The sequence below is a fragment of the Larkinella rosea genome (genome assembly GCF_003858635.1).
GTDB lineage: Bacteria > Bacteroidota > Bacteroidia > Cytophagales > Spirosomataceae > Larkinella > Larkinella rosea.
On record NZ_RQJO01000015.1, the window covers coordinates 317,821 to 337,177 of the forward strand.

At 51.0% G+C, this 19,357-nt stretch carries 20 protein-coding genes; 15 read left to right on the forward strand and 5 right to left on the reverse strand.

From position 1 onward, the window contains the following. Positions 1–33: 33 nt before the first annotated feature. The 8 genes from mscL to ftsZ all read left to right on the forward strand — a co-directional run bounded on the left by mscL (position 34) and on the right by ftsZ (position 9,430). Entirely contained in the window at positions 34–363 is a 330-nt protein-coding gene (mscL, locus tag EHT25_RS27760) for a large-conductance mechanosensitive channel protein MscL (protein ID WP_124878632.1), read from the forward strand. A 129-nt stretch (positions 364–492) separates the two neighbouring features. Beyond that, entirely contained in the window at positions 493–1,854 is a 1,362-nt protein-coding gene (gene murD / locus EHT25_RS27765) for a UDP-N-acetylmuramoyl-L-alanine--D-glutamate ligase (RefSeq protein ID WP_124878634.1), read from the forward strand. A gap of 82 nt (positions 1,855–1,936) precedes the next feature. Continuing rightward, on the forward strand, positions 1,937–3,079 hold the full coding sequence (locus EHT25_RS27770; protein WP_154174574.1) for an FtsW/RodA/SpoVE family cell cycle protein: 1,143 nt from the start codon (positions 1,937–1,939) through the stop codon (positions 3,077–3,079). Positions 3,080–3,094: 15 nt separating this feature from the next. Continuing rightward, the gene (murG, locus tag EHT25_RS27775) at positions 3,095–4,192 is read left to right on the forward strand and encodes an undecaprenyldiphospho-muramoylpentapeptide beta-N-acetylglucosaminyltransferase (RefSeq protein WP_124878636.1); all 1,098 of its coding nucleotides are present in this window, start codon (positions 3,095–3,097) and stop codon (positions 4,190–4,192) included. Between the two features lie 130 nt (positions 4,193–4,322). Next, positions 4,323–5,705 carry a UDP-N-acetylmuramate--L-alanine ligase gene (murC, locus tag EHT25_RS27780; RefSeq protein WP_124878638.1) on the forward strand — a complete coding sequence of 461 codons (1,383 nt, stop codon included), beginning with the start codon at positions 4,323–4,325 and terminating at the stop codon, positions 5,703–5,705. Between the two features lie 32 nt (positions 5,706–5,737). Next, positions 5,738–6,514: a cell division protein FtsQ/DivIB gene (locus EHT25_RS27785; RefSeq protein ID WP_124878640.1), complete on the forward strand. Its 777-nt coding sequence runs from the start codon at positions 5,738–5,740 to the stop codon at positions 6,512–6,514. Further along, positions 6,511–7,920, forward strand: a complete 1,410-nt coding sequence (ftsA, locus tag EHT25_RS27790; RefSeq protein ID WP_124878641.1) for a cell division protein FtsA — start codon at positions 6,511–6,513, stop codon at positions 7,918–7,920. Before EHT25_RS27785 ends, ftsA begins: the two co-directional genes overlap by 4 nt. 85 nt (positions 7,921–8,005) lie before the next feature. Then, positions 8,006–9,430, forward strand: coding sequence for a cell division protein FtsZ (gene ftsZ, locus EHT25_RS27795; RefSeq protein ID WP_124878643.1), 1,425 nt, complete (start codon positions 8,006–8,008; stop codon positions 9,428–9,430). An 83-nt stretch (positions 9,431–9,513) separates the two neighbouring features. Here ftsZ and EHT25_RS27800 read toward each other — a convergent pair whose 3' ends face one another. Further along, positions 9,514–10,074, reverse strand: a complete 561-nt coding sequence (locus tag EHT25_RS27800) for an NADPH-dependent FMN reductase (protein WP_124878645.1) — start codon at positions 10,072–10,074, stop codon at positions 9,514–9,516. A gap of 77 nt (positions 10,075–10,151) precedes the next feature. Here EHT25_RS27800 and EHT25_RS27805 point away from each other — a divergent pair, with 77 nt between their 5' ends. The 5 genes from EHT25_RS27805 to EHT25_RS27825 all read left to right on the forward strand — a co-directional run bounded on the left by EHT25_RS27805 (position 10,152) and on the right by EHT25_RS27825 (position 13,267). Continuing rightward, positions 10,152–10,850, forward strand: coding sequence for a DNA alkylation repair protein (locus EHT25_RS27805; protein ID WP_124878647.1), 699 nt, complete (start codon positions 10,152–10,154; stop codon positions 10,848–10,850). An 88-nt stretch (positions 10,851–10,938) separates the two neighbouring features. After that, on the forward strand, positions 10,939–11,781 hold the full coding sequence (accD, locus tag EHT25_RS27810) for an acetyl-CoA carboxylase, carboxyltransferase subunit beta (protein WP_124878649.1): 843 nt from the start codon (positions 10,939–10,941) through the stop codon (positions 11,779–11,781). An 8-nt stretch (positions 11,782–11,789) separates the two neighbouring features. Beyond that, positions 11,790–12,020 (forward strand): DUF4160 domain-containing protein, encoded by a 231-nt coding sequence (locus EHT25_RS33535; RefSeq protein WP_124878651.1) that lies wholly within the window; start codon positions 11,790–11,792, stop codon positions 12,018–12,020. Between the two features lie 7 nt (positions 12,021–12,027). Beyond that, positions 12,028–12,285: a DUF2442 domain-containing protein gene (locus tag EHT25_RS27820; RefSeq protein ID WP_124878653.1), complete on the forward strand. Its 258-nt coding sequence runs from the start codon at positions 12,028–12,030 to the stop codon at positions 12,283–12,285. 4 nt (positions 12,286–12,289) lie between these two features. After that, complete coding sequence (locus tag EHT25_RS27825) at positions 12,290–13,267, forward strand: radical SAM protein (protein WP_124878655.1); 978 nt, start codon at positions 12,290–12,292, stop codon at positions 13,265–13,267. Positions 13,268–13,273: 6 nt separating this feature from the next. Here the strand turns inward: EHT25_RS27825 and EHT25_RS27830 are convergent, their stop codons facing one another. Beyond that, a complete protein-coding gene (locus EHT25_RS27830; RefSeq protein WP_124878657.1) occupies positions 13,274–14,386 on the reverse strand; it encodes a T9SS type A sorting domain-containing protein in 1,113 nt (370 codons plus the stop codon). 122 nt (positions 14,387–14,508) lie between these two features. Between EHT25_RS27830 and EHT25_RS27835 the strand changes: the two genes are divergently transcribed. Next, the gene (locus tag EHT25_RS27835) at positions 14,509–15,327 is read left to right on the forward strand and encodes an enoyl-CoA hydratase-related protein (protein WP_124878659.1); all 819 of its coding nucleotides are present in this window, start codon (positions 14,509–14,511) and stop codon (positions 15,325–15,327) included. A 73-nt stretch (positions 15,328–15,400) separates the two neighbouring features. Beyond that, the gene (locus EHT25_RS27840) at positions 15,401–15,778 is read left to right on the forward strand and encodes a DUF5618 family protein (RefSeq protein WP_124878661.1); all 378 of its coding nucleotides are present in this window, start codon (positions 15,401–15,403) and stop codon (positions 15,776–15,778) included. 18 nt (positions 15,779–15,796) lie between these two features. Here EHT25_RS27840 and EHT25_RS27845 read toward each other — a convergent pair whose 3' ends face one another. The 3 genes from EHT25_RS27845 to EHT25_RS27855 all read right to left on the reverse strand — a co-directional run bounded on the left by EHT25_RS27845 (position 15,797) and on the right by EHT25_RS27855 (position 19,336). Further along, positions 15,797–16,255: a nuclear transport factor 2 family protein gene (locus EHT25_RS27845; RefSeq protein WP_124878662.1), complete on the reverse strand. Its 459-nt coding sequence runs from the start codon at positions 16,253–16,255 to the stop codon at positions 15,797–15,799. Between the two features lie 79 nt (positions 16,256–16,334). Then, complete coding sequence (gene xylA / locus EHT25_RS27850) at positions 16,335–17,675, reverse strand: xylose isomerase (RefSeq protein WP_124878664.1); 1,341 nt, start codon at positions 17,673–17,675, stop codon at positions 16,335–16,337. A 266-nt stretch (positions 17,676–17,941) separates the two neighbouring features. Next, positions 17,942–19,336: a TIGR00341 family protein gene (locus tag EHT25_RS27855; protein ID WP_124878666.1), complete on the reverse strand. Its 1,395-nt coding sequence runs from the start codon at positions 19,334–19,336 to the stop codon at positions 17,942–17,944. Between the last annotated feature and the right edge of the window lie 21 nt (positions 19,337–19,357).

Below are 19,357 nucleotides of genomic sequence, written 5' to 3' on the forward strand. Positions count from 1 at the left end.
AACTTCCTGCCCATCAACTTAACCTCTTAATCCATGCTAAAAGAATTCAGAACCTTTATTGCTCAGGGTAATGTGCTGGATTTGGCCGTCGGTGTTATCATCGGAGCGGCTTTCGGAAAAATCACGACGTCGCTGGTTGAAGATATCATCAACCCGATTTTGGGCTTGGTAACTGGCGGAATCGATTTCAGCCAGTTAAAAATTGTCCTGAAAGAAGCCGTCGGCGAAACGCCGGAAGTAGCGATTCGGTATGGTAATTTCCTCAACATTGTCATTCAGTTCATCATTGTAGCCTGGGTTATCTTCCTCATTGTGAAAGCCGCCAACCGGATGCGGGTGTCGTCGTCGCTCAAGAAAGAGTAACCTTTCCACTGTACCCACCCATGGACCCCGCCCCAGGCGGGGTTTCTTTTTATTCGTAAAAAGATTGACGAACGGGCGGACAGACTACGGCGAAACTTCTATTTTTGTCCCCGGTTTGCACATGAATCTATGGAAGTTGAAATGCCGTTGATGGTTATTTTGGGCGGAGGTGAAAGTGGTGTGGGCGCGGCATTGCTGGCGCAGGCAAAAGGTTATGCGGTTTTTTTGTCGGATAAAAGCCGGTTACAGGACGCGTATCGTCAGATTCTTCAGCAAAACAACATACCGTTTGAAGAAGGGCAGCATACCGAAGACCGGATTTTGCAGGCAACTGAAGTGGTGAAAAGCCCCGGAATTCCCGAAAAAGCGCCCATTGTTCAGAAACTGCGCGAGCGGAACATCCCGGTTATTTCGGAAATTGAGCTGGCTTCGCGCTATACCAACGCCCAACTGATTGGAATTACGGGCAGCAACGGAAAAACCACCACGACGCTACTGGTTTATCATCTGCTAAAAACCGCCGGTTTGAACGTCGGGCTGGCGGGTAACATCGGCGACAGCTTCGCCCGGCAGGTACTGGAACATTCCTTCGATTATTACGTGCTGGAACTGAGCAGTTTTCAGCTGGACGACATGTACCAGGCCCGGATGAACGTCGCTATTCTGCTGAATATCACCCCCGATCATTTAGACCGCTACGAATACCAGTTTCAGAACTACGTTAACTCAAAATTCCGCGTTCTGCAAAACATGACGCCGGACGACACGTTCATTTATTACGACGAAAGCCCGGTGATCAGCGCGGAACTGCCCGTTAAAAAACCGGTCGCCCGGTTATTGCCCGTCTCGCTGGTCGATACGCCCCAACCGGGTGCTTATCTGAAAGACGGTTTTCTGGTAGTCAACGACGGTGCTCAGGAATTTGAAACCGCTCTGGCCGATTTGCCCCTGAAAGGCAAACACAACGCCATCAATATGCTGGCGGCCACCCTGGCAGCTCAGTCGGTTGGTGTGAAACCGGAAGCGCTGCAAACCGGGTTACAAACGTTTCAGAATGCCGCCCACCGGCTCGAACCGGCGGGCGACGTCAAGGGCGTTCATTTTATCAACGATTCCAAAGCGACCAACGTCGACTCGGTTTACTACGCGTTGGAAAGTATGACCACGCCGGTGATCTGGATTGCAGGCGGTCAGGATAAAGGAAATGAATACGATCAGCTGATGTCGCTGGTGCGGGAAAAAGTAAAAGCGTTAATTTGTCTGGGAAAAGACAACCGCAAGCTGGTCAGCTATTTTTCGGATACGGTTCCGGTTTTGTTCGAAACCCAGGACGTCAACGAAGCGGTTACCAAAGGGCTCGAACTGGCCAATCCGGGCGATACGGTTTTGTTATCCCCCGCCTGCGCGAGCTTCGACCTGTTCCGCAATTACCTGGACCGGGGCGATCAGTTTAAAGAAGCGGTAAAGAAAATGATGGATATTAAACAATGAACAATGAATAATGAACAATTAACAGCATGCGTCAGCCATTCATTGTTAATAGTTCATTGTTAACTGTTCATTATTCAGCAAGATGACGATTTCCGTAACCGACTGGCTAAAAAACAACATCAAGGGCGACTACCACATCTGGGGAGTCGTGTTATTTTTTTCCATCATGAGTGTTGCCGTCGTTTACAGCGCGACGGGGACGATGGCGTACCAGAAGCTGCAGTCAACCGAACACTACCTCTTCAAGCACGGTGCGCTGGTGGTGCTGGGGCTGGCCTGTATGTGGATCGCCCACCGGTTTAACTACATTTATTACGCCCGTCTGTCGCGATTCGGTATGTGGCTTTCGGTGCCGCTGCTGCTGTGGGCCTATTTCAAAGGGGTTAACCTGAACGACGCGTCGCGCTGGATTACGATTCCGTTGATCAACCAGACCTTTCAGCCCTCGGATTTGGCCAAGCTGGCGCTGATTTCCAACCTGGCTGCCATGCTGGCCAAACGGCAACACATCAAAAAGGAACAATACGATCCGAGTATTCTGGCCAACATGATCATCTGGATCGGGCTGATTTGTGCCTGTATCGTGCTGAGTAACGCATCGACGGCGGCTTTGCTGGCCGCAACCTGTTTTCTGCTGATGTTTATCGGACGGGTTCCGACCAAATACCTGGCCATCATGGTGGTCGTTTGCCTCATCATGGGCAGCGGGGCTTTGCTGGTGGGACAGCGGGCCAAAACCTCGATTAGCCGACTAAAAAATTACTGGGAAACCTTCCAGGGACGGCGACCGCCTGAATTTCAGGTGGAACAATCGTACATCGCGCTCGCCCATGGTGGCGTGTATGGGCAAGGGCCGGGCAACAGCCACCAGCGCAACTTCCTGCCCCACTCGTATTCCGACTTTATTTTTGCCATGATTGTCGAAGAATACGGACTGATTGGTGGAATTGTCGTCATTGCGGCTTATCTCTACCTGCTCTGGCGGGGCATGCGAGCCATTCGAAAAGCCAACCGGGCGTTTGGCGGGTTGCTATCGGCCGGTTTAACGTTCAGCATTGTTATTCAGGCCATGATCAATATGGCGGTTTCCGTCGGGTTGGTTCCCGTAACGGGGCAACCGCTGCCGTTGCTGAGCATGGGCGGAACGTCGCTGCTTTTCACCGGAACGGCCATCGGCATCATCATTAGTGTGAGTCGCGGAGAAGCCGACGAGAGTAAAATTTAATTGGGAGTCAATCGTATGCCAAGACGCATCATCATCAGTGGCGGTGGAACCGGCGGGCATATTTACCCGGCGATTGCGATTGCCAATGAGCTGAAAACCATCGATCCAACCACCGAAATCCTCTTTGTTGGTGCGGAGGGAAAGATGGAAATGGAGAAAGTGCCGCGGGCGGGCTACCGAATTATCGGACTGCCGGTGGTGGGCATCAAACGGCAATTGACAATTGAAAACCTGGCTTTTCCGTTCAAACTGGGGCGGAGTTTTTTGCGGGCGCAGCAGGTTGTCCGCGAGTTTGCTCCGGATGTAGCCGTAGGCGTGGGCGGTTACGCCAGCGGACCGGTTTTGCTGGCGGCTTCGCTGAAGGGCATTCCAACCCTGATTCAGGAACAGAATTCCTACGCTGGTTTAACGAATAAACTTCTGTCGCGCCGGGCCAGAACCATTTGCGTGGCCTATCCCGGCATGGAAGCGTTTTTTCCGGCTCAGAAAATCAAGCTGACCGGCAATCCCGTTCGGACGGACATTATGCAAGCCGGGGGCAAACGCGCGGAGGCACTGACCTTCTTTGGCCTGGACCCGAACCGCAAGACGTTGCTGATCATCGGCGGTAGTCAGGGTGCGCGAACCATCAACGAAAGCATTGCGAAGGACCTTCCTTTGCTGATCGAATCCGGCCATCAGGTAGTCTGGCAAACCGGGCCGTTGTTCATCGACCGCGCCTGCAAAGCCATTGCCGACGCCGGAGCGGTTTCGGTTAAGGCGTTTGATTTTATCTACGAAATGGACCTGGCCTACGCAGCCGCCGATGTGGTGGTGTCGCGGGCGGGGGCGCTGTCGGTTTCGGAACTTTGTCTGGTCGAAAAACCGGCGATTCTGGTGCCGTTTCCGGCGGCTTCGGAAGACCATCAGACCAAAAATGCGCTGAGTCTGGTTAACCGGCAGGCGGCTTTGCTGATCAATGATCGCGTGGCGTCTACCGATCTGGTTCCGGCGGCCCTGCGGCTGCTGGCCGATCCGGCGCAGCAACAAACCCTGAGTCAGCACATCCGCGAACTGGCCCGGCCCAAAGCCGCCCGTGAAATCGCGGAAGAAGTTTTAAAATTGATAAAATAGATGGTTAAATGGTTCTGATGGTTTGAATGCTTCGAAAGGTTAAAACGATTCGGGCGGTTTTTTAAGCCCCTTAACCATTTTTAACCATCAAAACCTTTGACCATTCAAACCATCCAGTCATAATTTAAAAATGAATAACATCCGGTACGTTTATTTTCTGGGGATTGGCGGTATTGGTATGAGCGCACTGGCGCGCTGGTTTCTGGTAAACGGATACGAAGTGGCGGGTTACGACAAAACGTCCACGGCTCTGACTGACGCCCTGCAGCAGGAAGGCATGGTGATCCATTTTGAGGAAGATGTCGAGCAGATTCCGGCGCATTTTCGGGAAAACCGGGACGAGACGCTGGTGATCTATACGCCCGCCGTACCCAAAAACCACCAGGAATACGTCTACCTGACCGAGCACGGTTTTACGTTGCAGAAGCGGTCGCAGGTGCTGGGTTTTCTGGCGGGCCGGATGACAACCGTCGCCATTGCCGGTACCCACGGAAAAACCACGACCTCGTCGATGGTGGCGCACATCCTGAAAGACTCCGGCATGAACTGCGCGGCTTTTCTGGGTGGGATTACCCAAAACTACGGCACCAACTTCCTGCTGAATGAACCGACCGACGACCTGTCGAAAGTGATTTGTGTCGTGGAAGCCGATGAGTTCGACCGCTCGTTTCTGACGTTGTTTCCGCAGGTCGCCATCGTCACTTCGACCGACGCCGATCACCTCGATATCTACGGCGATCACACGGCGGTTCTGGATTCGTTCAGCGCGTTTGTCGGACAGATCAAAACCGGTGGCACTTTATTTATGAGACGGGGCCTCGCGCTGGCGGATCGTACACCGGCTACCGTTTACGATTATTCGCTGGACAAAGGCGCTTACCACAGCCGGAATCTACGGATCGAAAACGCCTGTTTCGTTTTCGATATCGTTTATCCTGAGGGAATTATCGGGAACGTGGCCTTGCAGATGCCCGGTTTTCACAACGTTGAAAATGCGGTAGCTGCGGCTGCGGCTGCGCTTCAGGTGGGCGTAAAACCGGAAGCAATCCGGCTGGCGCTCGGAAATTATAAGGGAGTAAAACGTCGGTTCGAATACATACTCAAATCAAAAAATGTTATATTTATCGACGATTACGCTCATCATCCCGCTGAAGTTTTTGCCTTTTTGTCATCGCTAAAAGCATTGTATCCGGAACGGAAGGTAACGGCCATTTTTCAACCGCACCTCTTCAGCCGGACGCGTGACTTCGCCGATGAATTCGCCAAAAGCCTTTCGCTCGCGGATCGGGTTATTTTGCTCGACATTTACCCGGCGCGTGAATTACCGATCGAAGGGGTAACGGCTGATCTGATTTTTAAATCGATTCAGTCCGAAACCAAAATTCAATGTTCCAAAGCTGAGCTAGCCGACATTTTGCGAAACGACCCGCCGGAATTGGTCGCAACTATCGGTGCAGGAGACATTGACCAGATGATTCCGGTACTAAAAAACATATTTCAGACCAATCAATAAAAATTCGCACCTTTTAAACTTAATAAAGACGAATGTTTTCTATTTTTCCCTTAAATAGAACCTTCATTCTGACCGTCGTCGGTTTAGCGGTTTTGGTGGGGCTGATTGCCTTCACAGAACACAAGCAAAACCACCGGAAGTGTGAAGGCATCGACATTCGGATGGACGAAGTGGACGGGCACCGGTTTCTGAACCGGAACGACGTACTCCGAACGCTGACCAATGACGGAGCGGATCCACTCGTGGACGACGATTACGCCACCATGGATTTGAAGCGTTTGGAAAACCGCCTGAAACAGAATGGCCTGATCAAAAGTTGTCAGTTGTATCGGGATCTGAAAGGTATTCTGATCGCGGATATCAAGCAACAACGCCCGTTGGCCCGGCTGGTTCCGGACGGAACGGAGGACAAATCGGCGTTTGCCGGGTATTATTTGACGGAGGAAGGCCAGTGGTTTCCGCTTTCAATGAATTATACGGCGCGGGTTGTGTTAATCTCCGGCCCCTATTTCAGTGAACGAAAATCGCTGACGACGGAGAAAAACCAGCCGTTGCTCACGTTGCTGAAGCAGATTGAGGCCGATCCGTTCTGGAAAGCACAGGTTGCGCAGGTAATGGTTGACAAAAACCGGGAGGTTACGCTGATTCCACAGGTGGGTGATTGTCTGATAGAGATTGGACAACCCGTTGATTTGGAGCCGAAGTTGGAAAAGATTAAATTATTTTACAAACATATCTTACCTTTAAAAAAGGGAGATGGATACCGGAGGGTAAGTGTGCAGTACCGTAACCAGATTGTGTGCGAATGATACCTAAGCAGGAAGAAATTATAGTTGGATTGGACATTGGCAGCACCAAAGTGTGCGCCGTGGCCGGTCGCCTTGTCCGCAGTAACGATCACGCTCGTCTGGATGTTCTGGGCGTGGGGAAAGCCGTTTCAAAAGGAGTTACCAAAGGTTCCGTTGTCAATATTGGCCAAACTGTTGAAGCCATTAACCGGGCCGTTGAAGAAGCCGCCGGACAGGCTAACATTGACATTCACGTGGTCAACGTTAGTTTTTCCGGTCAGAATGTGATGGCTCGCCGGCAACACGGCAGCATTACGCGCACCTCTCCCGGCGATGAAGTCGTTGCCGACGACATCGACCACCTGGTGAACGATATGTACCGGTCGGTACTCCCCGCCGGGGCCGAAATCGTTCATGTCCTGCCGATGGATTTTACGGTCGACAGTGAATCAAACATCGATTATCCCGTCGGGCGGATTGGCGTGAAGCTGGAGGCTGACTTTCAGGTTATTACCGCCCAAACCAGTTCGGCGTCCTACACCCGGAAATGTATTCAGCGAGCCCGGGCGGTTTCGCTTCAGAAAGAACCGCTGGAAAACGACAAGTTCCTGCTGGCGCCCCTCGCGTCGGCTTTAGCCGTTTTAACCGAGGAAGAAAAACACGCCGGTGTGGCGCTGGTCGATATTGGTGGCGGTACCACTGAAATTGCGATTTACCACAAAAACGTACTCCGGCACGTTGCGGTTATCCCATACGCCGGAAATAGCCTAACGTCCGATCTGGAAGTGGGTTGCCGGGTGTTACCGACGCAGGCCGAGCTTCTGAAAACGAAGTTTGGCAGTGCCGATCCGACCGATTTCCGGCTGAACGAAGTGGTTGCGGTACCAAATCTGAGCGGTCGGCCACCGAAGGATATCCTGCTGAAAAACGTGGCGCTCGTCATCGAAGCCCGTCTGAAAGAGATTGCGGCCATGGTTCAGGCCGAAATTATTCGTTCCGGCTACCGGGAAAAACTGGTGGGCGGAGTGGTGCTGACGGGCGGAACGGCTTCTATTTCAGGCATCGAACGGATTTTTGAACGTGTGACCGGTTTGGATGTTCGGATCGGTTTTCCGGATCAACTGGAGCATAACGTGAAGGCCGACCTGGTGAGCGACCCGGCTTTTGCGACGGCGGTTGGGTTGGTGTGGGCCGGTTTCAAGCGGCTGGACGATCGGATTCCGCTGCAACACGCCCCGCTTCATCTGGTCGGCGGAAACGGCGCAAGTGGCTATGGTCACGGCACCGGGAATGGAAACGGCACCAGCGGAAGCAAAGAACCGGAAAAAAAGAAAGAAAAAGGGGGCGGAATCATGACCTGGCTCCAGAAGTTTCTGAACGACGACATCGGGAAAGAACTGGGTCCCGATGACCGGTACAATCAGTAAGTACTTAATTTTGACGGCACAACGCATTGGCAATCCGGCGTTCCCAACCATATAGTTAACAATCGCGCACCAAACATTAGCAGGTATGCCAGAGGCATTGGAGTACGGCATGAGGTTTGAATTCCCCGACGAGGAAGATGACCCAATCATTAAAGTAATAGGCGTCGGCGGGGGCGGAAGCAATGCCGTCAACCACATGTTTAGAATGGGTGTGAAAGACGTGGATTTCATCGTCTGTAACACCGATCGTCAGTCGTTGACCAACAGTCCGGTAAAGACTAAAATTCAACTGGGTGCGCTTTTGACTTCCGGACTGGGCGCCGGAACAAATCCGGAGGTAGGTCGTCAGGCTGCTCTGGAAAATACGGAGGATATCCGGCAATTACTCGGCGAACCCACCAAGATGGTTTTCATCACGGCGGGGATGGGGGGCGGAACCGGTACCGGAGCCGCACCCGTTATTGCGCAGATTGCCCGGGAAATGGGGCTGCTCACGATTGCCGTCGTAACAGCGCCGTTCGACTTCGAAGGCATCGAGAAGCTGGATCAGGCCATGCGCGGTATCGACGAGCTGAAGGAGTACTGCGATACGGTTCTGGTTATTCTGAACGATAAACTGGCGGAGATTTTCGAGGATTTTCCGATGGATCAGGCGTTTGCCAAAGCAGATGACGTCTTGGCGAATGCCGTGAAAAGTATCGCGGAAATCATTACTGTCCAGGGCGAAATCAACGTCGATTTCATGGACGTAAAGCGGGTGCTCGAAGGTGCCGGTCAGGCCGTTATGGGCTCGGCCGATTCCGAAGGCGAAACCCGCGCGTTGACTGCCATTACGGATGCGCTCAACTCGCCGTTGCTCAATGACCGCGATATTCGGGGTGCGAAACGGATTCTGCTCACGATGGCGTCGGGACCTGAAGCCCGTACCACCATGAAAGAATTGCAGATTATTACCGGTTACATTAAGGAAAAAATCGGGAAGGATAAGCAGGCTCACCTGTTCAAATACGGTACGATCAAGGATAAGAGTCTCGGTAAAAACCTGCGTGTAACGGTAATTGCCGCCGGTTTTGATTTGCCGACCGACCGACCGGATTTTCCGCCGACGAACTGGAAACAGCCCGAACCGGAATTGAAAAAAGATGAACTACCGGAGGATGAACTGCCCGATGACGGAGAAGAGGATAAGGAACTGGTCACGGAAGGCCAGCCACAGGGTGCGGATACGCTGACGCGCGGCAGCGGAAACGGTGCCGAAATTAGCGGTGGCCCGATTGCTGATCCGCCAACCCGCACCAATGGTACGAAACTCGAAGATATTCTGGTGGATGAAAAACGCGAAGATGATTTGCTGCAAATCCAGAAAATGATCGAAGGGTTTTCTCAGAGCCGTTATACGGAGCGGGAGCGCGAACTGGAAACACCGGCTTTTACGCGCCAGAAAGTGGTTCTTTACGAAATACCGCTGCTGGATGAGCGGGATATTATTCGAACCCGCTTAAATGATTGAGCGGTTTAGCGAGTTCGTGATTGAGTGAGAACCCGGTTTTTGAACCTTCACTCAATCACGAACCCGCTCAATCACTCAATAAATTAAAAGTCGATCAACTGCTGGGCCTGTTGCTGCAAGAGCAGGTTATACAGGTCGTTGTGCAATACGCCTTCTTTCCAGTAATTCCGAATCTGCGCCAGCTTCACCCGCAACGCCAGCGTATTGGTCCCGAGATAACTAAAAATATCATTTAAGTGGCTGAGCGCCAATGCACCGCCCTGGTGATTGGCTGAGAGACCAACCAGCGCCACTTTTTTGTTTGACAACCCGCTCGGGTAGCTCATGCCGTCGATAAACGCCTTCAAAACGCCGGGATAGGAGTTGTTGTATTCCGGGACGATAAACACCATCTTCTTCGCCTGCTCGACCACTTCCTTATACCGGTTGAATTCGGGGTTTTTTCCCGTATTTTCGTACAGGGCCGTGGTCATAAAATCGGGAGGCAAACCGCTTAAATCAAGAATATCACTCTGCTTACCAAGCCGTTGCAGGATGTTGTAGTAATAATCCGCAATATGGCGCGACATGGAGCCTTTCCGGTTGGTGCCGACAATGATAATAATTGGATTTTCGCTTACCGGATCGGTAGGATTTGCATTCATACCCTTATTTTCGTTCGACCGAAGATACACACGGTTGCAGCAATAACAACTCCTTCTTCTTTTAGTTCAGGAAACCAATGACGCATCAGGACGTTAAAAATAAGCTTATCGCTTTGGGTGATCCCGAAAAAGCCGTCTTTTTCAAACGTTTTTTCAAAACCGGGCCGGGGCAATACGGCGAGGGTGACGAATTTCTGGGGTTATCGGTGCCGCAGCAACGCATCGTTGCCCGGAAATACCACTTGTTATCGCCCAGCGAAACCGAAAAGCTTCTGCACGAACCATTCCACGAATGCCGCCTGACGGCCCTGATCATCTGGACCAACCAGGCCAAACGGCCGGGTGAAGAAAACCGCAGGCTCATTTTTGATTATTACCTGCGAAATAAGACGTACGTTAACAATTGGGATCTGGTGGATACGAGTTGCCCGGGAATCGTCGGTAATTATTTGCTTACCAAAGACCGCAGCATTCTTTACGAACTCGCGCAGGAGAACCACCTGTGGTCGCAGCGGATCGCGATGGTGTCGACGCTGGCTTTTATTCGCAAAAATCAATTTCAGGACACTTTTCAGATCGCAGAACTGTTGCTGAATCACCGGCACGATCTGATTCATAAAGCGGTTGGCTGGATGTTGCGGGAAGTGGGAAAGAAAAATCCGGACGCGCTCGAAGAGTTTCTGCACGACCATGCGGGACGGTTGCCCAGGACGGCCTTGCGGTATGCGATCGAGCGGTTTGAACCCGCTCGGCGAAAGTACTACCTCGATCTATGACCACGCCTGCTGTTTTCTTACTATCTTTGCCCCCTGCTTTCCAAAGCAAACGATTGATTGCGAACTGTTAACTGGAGACTGACACCCTATGTCGTGGTTTATCCGTAAAGAAAAAGGTATCAATACGCCAACCGAAGAGAAGCGCGAAGCGCCGGACGGCTTGTGGTACCAATGCCCGAACTGCAAGAAAATAATGCATACGCGGGAACACAAACTCAACGCGTATACCTGCGTACACTGCAACTACCACGAACGCATTGGTTCGGATGCCTATTTCTCCATCCTGTTCGACGACGGTGTGTTTACCGAACTGGACGCCAATATGACTTCCGGTGATCCACTGAAATTTGTCGATACCAAACCGTATCCGGAACGCGTGAAAGCGACCATTTCGAAAACACATCTCAAAGATGCGGTTCGGTCGGCCTACGGAAAGATCAACGAACTGGATATCACGATTGCCTGTATGGATTTCAACTTCATCGGCGGTTCGATGGGATCGGTTGTGGGGGAAAAAATTGCGCGGGCCATCGATCATTCGATCCAAACCCGGACGCCGTTTCTGATGATCTCGAAGTCGGGCGGAGCGCGGATGATGGAAGCCGGTTATTCGCTGATGCAAATGGCCAAAACCTCCGCCAAACTGGCGCTGTTATCGAAAGAGAAAATCCCGTACGTTTCGTTGCTAACCGATCCGACCACCGGCGGTGTCACGGCTTCGTTCGCCATGCTGGGTGATTTCAACATCGCCGAACCGGGTACGCTGATCGGTTTTGCCGGCCCGCGGGTCATTCGCGAAACCATCGGAAAAAACCTGCCCGAAGGTTTTCAAAGTGCCGAATTCGTGCTCGAACACGGTTTTCTGGATTTCATCGTCGATCGGAAAGATCTGAAAGAAAAGCTGACGGGGCTGTTTAAATTGTTGCAGTAGCCCTCCCAATGCCCACTATCTGGATACAGGATGGTTTTCGGTTTTTCTTCTTTAGCAATGAGCACGAGCCTTTACACGTTCATGTGGAAAAGGGCGACTCGGCGGCAAAGTTCAATTTGATTCCGGTTTCTCTCGTAAAGAATGAAGGAATGAAAAATAAGGATTTGAGAAGAGCCGAAACAATCATTGTTGAGAACCAGCAGGAGTTTATTGCTAAATGGAGAAGCTACTTTAATTGAAGCAATCATGGACACCGCAACATTGTTAAAGAGCTTGAAAGTAACCGCCGTCTGGTTTGATACCGAAAAGGTATATTTCGACCTTACAGATGGCAAAACGATCGGTAGTCCACTTAGCTGGTTTCCCAGACTCAACAAAGCCAGCGATAGTCAACGTCAGAATTGGCGTTTAGTCGCTGGTGGCTATGGCGTGCATTGGGAAGAAATTGACGAAGATTTGTCTGCGGAAGGAATGCTGCTTTATAATCCTTCCCAAAAGTCATAAGTACATGCGCCTGGTTTCTCATCCCGTCCTCTGCAATTACTACATTACCTATCGCTGCAATGCGACCTGTAGTTTTTGCGACATCTGGGAGCGGCCTTCGCCCTACGTAACGCCGGAAAATGTGGCGGATAACCTGCGGGATTTGAAACGGCTGGGCGTGAGAGTGATCGATTTTACGGGCGGAGAACCGCTGCTGCATCGTCAACTGGACGAACTGTTGCGCGAAGCGAAAAACCGGGGACTGATTACTACGGTAACCACCAACGGTTTATTGTATCCCAAAAACGCCGAGAAGCTGCACGGTTTGATCGACATGCTGCACTTCTCGCTCGATTCGCCGATTGCCGAAGAACACGACAAATCGCGGGGCGTCAAGTGTTTCGATAAGGTGATGGAATCCATCGCCATCGCGAAACAGCTGGGCGAACGGCCGGATATTCTGTTCACGGTTTTTGAACACAACGTTCACCAGATCAGGCAGATGTACGAAGAGATTTGCCTGCCGAATAATCTGGTGCTGATTCTCAACCCGGTTTTTGAATACAACGACGTTGAAACCGGGGGCGGTTTCTCGGAGAAAACCCTGCAGGAAATGACCTGGTGGGGGAAGCAGAAAAATGTTTACATCAACGATGCTTTCATTCAACTCCGGCGCGATGGCGGCAACCACGTCGAAGACCCGGTTTGTCTGGCCGGAAGTACCACGCTCGTAATCTCTCCGGAAAACAAACTGGTGTTGCCCTGCTACCACCTCGGCCTGAAAGACTTCCCGATCGAAGGCAAGCTGTATGACCTGTATCGCTCCGACGAAGTACAGAAACTGGTGGCGCTGGAAGGCCGTCTGCCCGCGTGCGAGGGGTGCGCCATCAATTGCTACATGCAGCCGTCTTTTGCCGTTGAGATGAACCGGTACTGGTGGAAAGCGCTCCCCAGCACGCTGAAATACAATCGCATCAAAGGCACCTGGAAGCAGTTGTTCTGACCGGTTTTACTTTTTGACTACCTTATTCGTGTAGCTCCGCCCAAGCGCCGACGTTCGGATCAGGTACAAACCGGGTGCCAGTTGTTCGCTACCAATCGCCTGCTCATGCTCAAGAGCCGCTTTACTGGTCATTACTTCCTGAATTATTTTTCCCTGGCTGTTCAGCAATTGAAACGTCGCCGTTGTCGGTTTATGGCTTTTCAGCACAACCTGAAACCGGCTCGACGAAGGATTTGGAGCCACGGTAACGGACAAATTTAGCTCGTCGATGCGGTTTTCCAGAGCTGTCAGTAAACCGCGTTCCAGAACGGGTTCGTAGGGCGGGATAAGCCCGGGATTGCTCCCCGGTTCATCACGGACACGCGTCACCAGATCGAAGAGTGTTGCACTGATGCGCTGGCCATTTCGCCACTCTTCGGCTACAATCGCAAAATCGTAAGTCCCAACCTGCGTGGGAGCGTCCCAGGTCAATTGGCCGGTTTTCATATCAATTTTGAAGGTTCCTTTACGAGTTACATCGTTTGGGAAAACATAGTCGGACAGTTGCTGGCTATTTTTCTGGCATTCCCCATTTCGGAGTCGGATCAGATAATGGGCAATGCTGTCACCTTCAATATCCGTTGTCTGGAAGTTATATACGGCTTTTTGATTAACGGGCACTGTCAAGTTACTGAAATCTGGTCCCTGAAAAACCGGAAGGTCATTTGTAGCAGTAGAAGAAAACGTAGTTTCCAAATAAAGCGGTGTCTGGATGGCATTGGGTAAATTGTTAACCAGAGATCGGTTCGGTAATTGCATGGATACCGTATAGGATCCGGAACCGGTCCCGTTGTATGTATGCTGTACTTGGTACGTATTTAAACTGATCTCGTTTGTAATCCGTATCTTGGCTACTCTGCGAACCTGTCGAATACCTGAACCGTCGCCCATACAAAGCGGAATCGGGTCGGTTTGCTCGGCCGAAGATTGCCCGGCAATATCATTCATATACAGATTAACTGTAATTTCAAACGTGAGCGACGTAGCAACCCGTTTTACCTGAATATAGCCTCCGAGCAGGTGGGTTGCCCAGGCGGGAAAAGCACTCAGAATCAACAGGAAAGTAATGATCTTTTTCATGAGAAGGAGGTTGGAAGGGTGAAGTAATACCAACTGTTGATCATACGTATTGTTGAAACGAAAGGTACAATTTTGTAGTATTACAGCCGACAATTATTCGCCCGTTTCGTGTCTGAAAACAAATGCTTTACTCATCCCAGCAAACCGCCGGTTTTTCAACATACTCATTTCGGCATTTGCTGACGAACCAGACGGATCATGTTCTAACGCTGACATTGAACCGACCCGAAAAAAAGAACGCGCTGAACCCCACGTTGCTGAATGAGCTGGCGTTTGCGCTAACCTACGCGCATCACGAAAAGGATATCTGGCTGGTGGTGCTGGCCGCTGCGGGCGATGTTTTCTGTGCCGGAATGGATTTAAAAAGCCTGACTTCGGATGAGCAAAACGAACAGACCGTGCCTCCACCCTCCGGCCCCGTGCGGCTGGGCGAATTGTTGGCCGGGCTGCATAAACCGTGTCTGGCCAGGGTTCAGGGAGCGGTTTTTGCGGGCGGTTTTTTGCTGATTGGCGGTTGTACACACGTAATAGCTGCGGAAACCGCTACGTTCAGCTTGCCGGAAGTAAAACGCGGCTTGTTTCCGTTTCAGGTGATGGCGGTTTTGCTCGACATCATGCCCGCCCGTACGGTTTTGGATTTGTGTCTCCGCGCCCGAACGCTATCGGCTCATAACGCTCAGGCGATTGGGTTGGTGACGGAAGTTGTCTCAACTGACCATCTGGACGAAACCGTTCAAAAATTAGTGGATGAATTGAAACAGTATTCACCAACGGCGATGCAGTTCGGCTTGCGGACTTATCAGCAACTAAAGGCAATTCCTCAAGATCAGCAGCAGGCATTTTTACACGACCAATTCCAGCAGATTCAGCAAACCGCCGATGCGAAGGAAGGCATGACGGCTTTTCTGGAGAAACGAGCGCCGAAGTGGGGAGGAGAATGAAAATCGAATCTATGATTGTACACTAAAATTTGATTTGTTATTTTAGTGTTTTAACACACCCGATTTACCAGAAATGAATACCGTACAGGAAGCAAAACGCTACTTAGACAATGCCCGCCAGATTTTAAGTGAAAAAGCGCTGAAAGAAAACGGGTATTATCAGGATCGCAAATACGTCAGAATGGCGGGCAATACGGCTTACAGCGGCATTTTAGTGGCTTTGGATGGTTTGCTGGAAGAAAAGACAAAAGGTCGTAAAGAAGTAACTTGGTATAAAACCCAATTGGCGCGACTGGATAAAAGTATTTTGAATTCGTTCGTATCGGCATACGACACGCTTCACCTGGCTTTAGGTTATGACGGCAATCTGAATGCGAAGGTAGCGACCGCTGGTTTAGAGGACGCTGAAAACATCATTCATTGGGTTGAACAACGTACGGCCAGAGCTTAGGCAGGGAGCCTAATCATTCTACAAATCCTGACAGCCTTCTTTCCGCCGGGTATCGATAATAGCCTGAATCTTCCAATTACCATTCAGTTTCACCAGCGTAAAAACATTGACGCCACAGTGGCTTTTCTGACCGTTGAAGTAGAAAACGTACGGCGTCCAGGCAATGGCGAGTTCTGCATCAATTTTTACATCATAAGCTGACAGCCGCTCGTCGAGCTCGCCCGGTTTTCGTTTGCCAACCGACGTTATAAAATTGGGAATGGCTTCATTCCGCACACTGACCACACCGTCTTTGTTTTTAGCGAGGCTTTGCAGTGATGCGCCCGGCGCAAAAACCGCCTTAAAAAGCGTCGTATCCGCTTTCCGCATGCCTTCGAACATCTGGGTAATGGCGGCCCGAACGGCTTTTTCGTCGTCGGATTGGGCGAAGGCGGAGACTGAGATCAGGCCAAAGAGAAGGAGGAGAACTGTTTTCATAGGTTGATGAAGTTTCAGGATTTGAAGAGTAGCAATACCCTGTCAGGGTTTTTAACCGCTGACAGGGTCAATCCTCAACCTAAATATACTGATTCAGAATCATTTCGTACAATTCCTGCTTGCCGCTGATTTGTTTCGGTTCGCCATTAGTCAGGGCGTATTCGCGCAGATCTTCCAACGTCAGTTCGCCTTTTTCAAAACGCGCGCCTTCGCCACTGTCATAACTGGCGTAGCGATCAGCCCGCAATTTCTTGTACTGCGATTTACTCAGAATCGCTTCGGCAACGATGGCGGCCCGGGCAAACGCATCCATCCCGCCAATGTGGGCGATAAAAATATCGTCCAGATCGGTCGAGTTCCGGCGGGTTTTGGCATCGAAGTTGACCCCGCCCGATTTCAAGCCGCCCGCTTCCAGAATCACCAGCATGGCTTCCGTGAGTTCGTACAGATCCATCGGAAACTGATCGGTATCCCAGCCATTCTGGTAATCGCCCCGGTTGGCGTCGATGCTGCCGAGCATGTTGTTGTCGGCCGCAACCTGCAACTCGTGGGCGAAGGTGTGGCTGGCGAGCGTGGCGTGGTTGGTTTCGACGTTCAATTCAAAATCGTCCTGCAAACCGTATTTATTCAGAAAACCGGCCACCGTAGCCGCGTCGAAATCGTACTGGTGTTTGCTCGGTTCCATCGGTTTCGGTTCGATGTAGAACGCGCCTTTGAAGCCCTGCTTGCGGGCATAATCGCGCGACATCGTCAAAAACCGGGCAAGGTGCTCCTGCTCGCGTTTCATGTTCGTATTCAGCAGCGACATATAGCCTTCGCGACCTCCCCAGAAGGTGTAGCCCGAACCGCCCAGCTCAATCGTGGCATCAATGGCATTTTTCACCTGCCAGCCGCCGTGGGCCAGCACGTGGAAATCCGGATTGGTCGATGCACCATTCATGTAGCGTGCGTGCGAGAAAAGATTGGCCGTTCCCCACAGCAGTTGAACACCGCTGGCCTGCTGTTTCTGCTTCGCGTAATCGACAATCTTGCGGAAATTGCGCTCAAATTCGGCGTTGGAACTGCCTTCGGGCGCCACATCTGTGTCGTGAAAACAGTAGTACTCCATGCCCATTTTGGTAATGAACTCAAAAGCGGCATCCATCTTGTCGAAAGCTGCGCCCAGCGGATCGGCATTCGTGCTCCAGGGAAACAATTTGACGCCCGGCCCGAACGGATCGGCGCCCGTGCCGCAGAAGGTGTGCCAGTAAGCGACCGCAAACCGGAACAGTTCATTCATCGGTTTGCCCAGAATCGTGCGGTTTTGATCGTACCATTTAAACGCCAGCGGATTATCCGATTCGCGCCCTTCATACGGAATGGGGGCGGTGACGAACGGAAAATACGTTTTGTCGCCCAGCGTGAGGTTCAGTTTTGACATGGTAAATTGGGATTGAAACGAATAATTCTTTAAAAGTCTGCTTCTCTGGAGAAGATACCAAGTAGTAAAAGGAGCTATTACGGAAAATATCCTCTATGCTCTCCTTTTCTTACCTTGCATTTCATCGAATCGACGCAGTAAAATGGGCAGCGAGGCATCAGTGCCATCGATGATCTACCGGATACCATGTGTGAGAATTGGCGAAAAAACGGATCATTTCGCAGAGAGGCTGCATAGGTCTTCGGAGCTATTGATTTCCTGAACGCTTACTCGATAAGCAGTTTAATTCGTTTGCTTTTTGTGCGACTCTGGAGCCATTTCTCAATGCGCTGCCGCTCAGACTTTGTATGCCTGCGGGAAAACGTCGCATAAACCAGCATAACGGTATCCGGTGTCGCCTTATTGGCATTCATTACCAGTGACCGGGCAGCGGTAAAGGTTTGTACATCGGGCAGTAGCGTCTTCAGTTCATTGCGCAGATCCGCTACTGGTAAGTGTGTAGATTGGGTGAGGTCGATATACCGGCGCAATGAGTCGATGGTGTGGTCTTTGCGGGCGATAGACGACTGGCTGTATTTGATAACCTGATCGGTCAACGAATTCTTGAGCGCATCCACGTCAATTTCTGTATCTTTAAAACTACCTTGCTTAACCACCAGCGATGCATCGCCCAGACCGTAAGCAGGCATTTTTGCCCGGAGAAAAGTAATGGAATCTTTTGGAAATGGTTCTCCAACCAGCGTGAGTTCAACGGAACTTTGCTTCCGGTTAAAATGGGCCATATAGTTGACTACTTGCCGGTATTGAAAATTACATTCATTCGTCACAAACCGCTTTGTGTTTTGCTCAAATATGGTTTTACGAACAATTTGATAGCCTAGGTAGCTGCTGGGTACGACCACAATTAAAACCGCTATCCAAATGGTGTTGCGCACCCGGCGTTCAGTATCGGGCGTTGGATATTGTTTCTGATGGTAACCCAAAAAACGGACAATTAAAAAAGTGGCCAGACTAATGCAGACGCTGTTGATGAGAAACAGATAAAACGCACCGGCAAAGTAATACAGGTTGCCTGATGCCAGACCATAGCCGGCTGTACAAATCGGTGGCATCAGCGCCGTGGCAATAGCAACACCCGGAACCACGTTGGTGATCTTGTCCCGACGCGAGCCAGCTACTATCCCAGCCAGTCCACCAAAAAAGGCAATAAACGCATCCCAAACGGTCGGGGAGGTACGTGCCAGGAGCTCCGATTGGGCAATGTGAAGGGGACTAATAAAAAAGTAAATGGTCGATGTCAGCAAGCTGATAAAAACCGCAATACTTAAATTCTTCAAAGCCTGCTGAATCATGGTCAGGTCATTGATACCAATTCCAAGTCCGATCCCCATGATGGGGCCCATCAGGGGCGAAATGAGCATGGCTCCGATGATAACCGCTGTCGAGTTCACATTCAGGCCAATGGAAGCGATAAAAATGGCAAAAATCAGTGTCCATAAATTGATTCCCCGAAACTCAATTCCCCGGCTAATGGACTGAATGATAGCCGCTTCTTCTTCTTTATCTTCTTCTAAGCTGAAGCGATCCCGCAAAAACGTGCCGAAGCGGGCCAGCACATCAGGTCGTTTGGAATGGGGCAGATTGGGGTCGTTAATGATCATGCCTGTCAAAAAAAATGATCT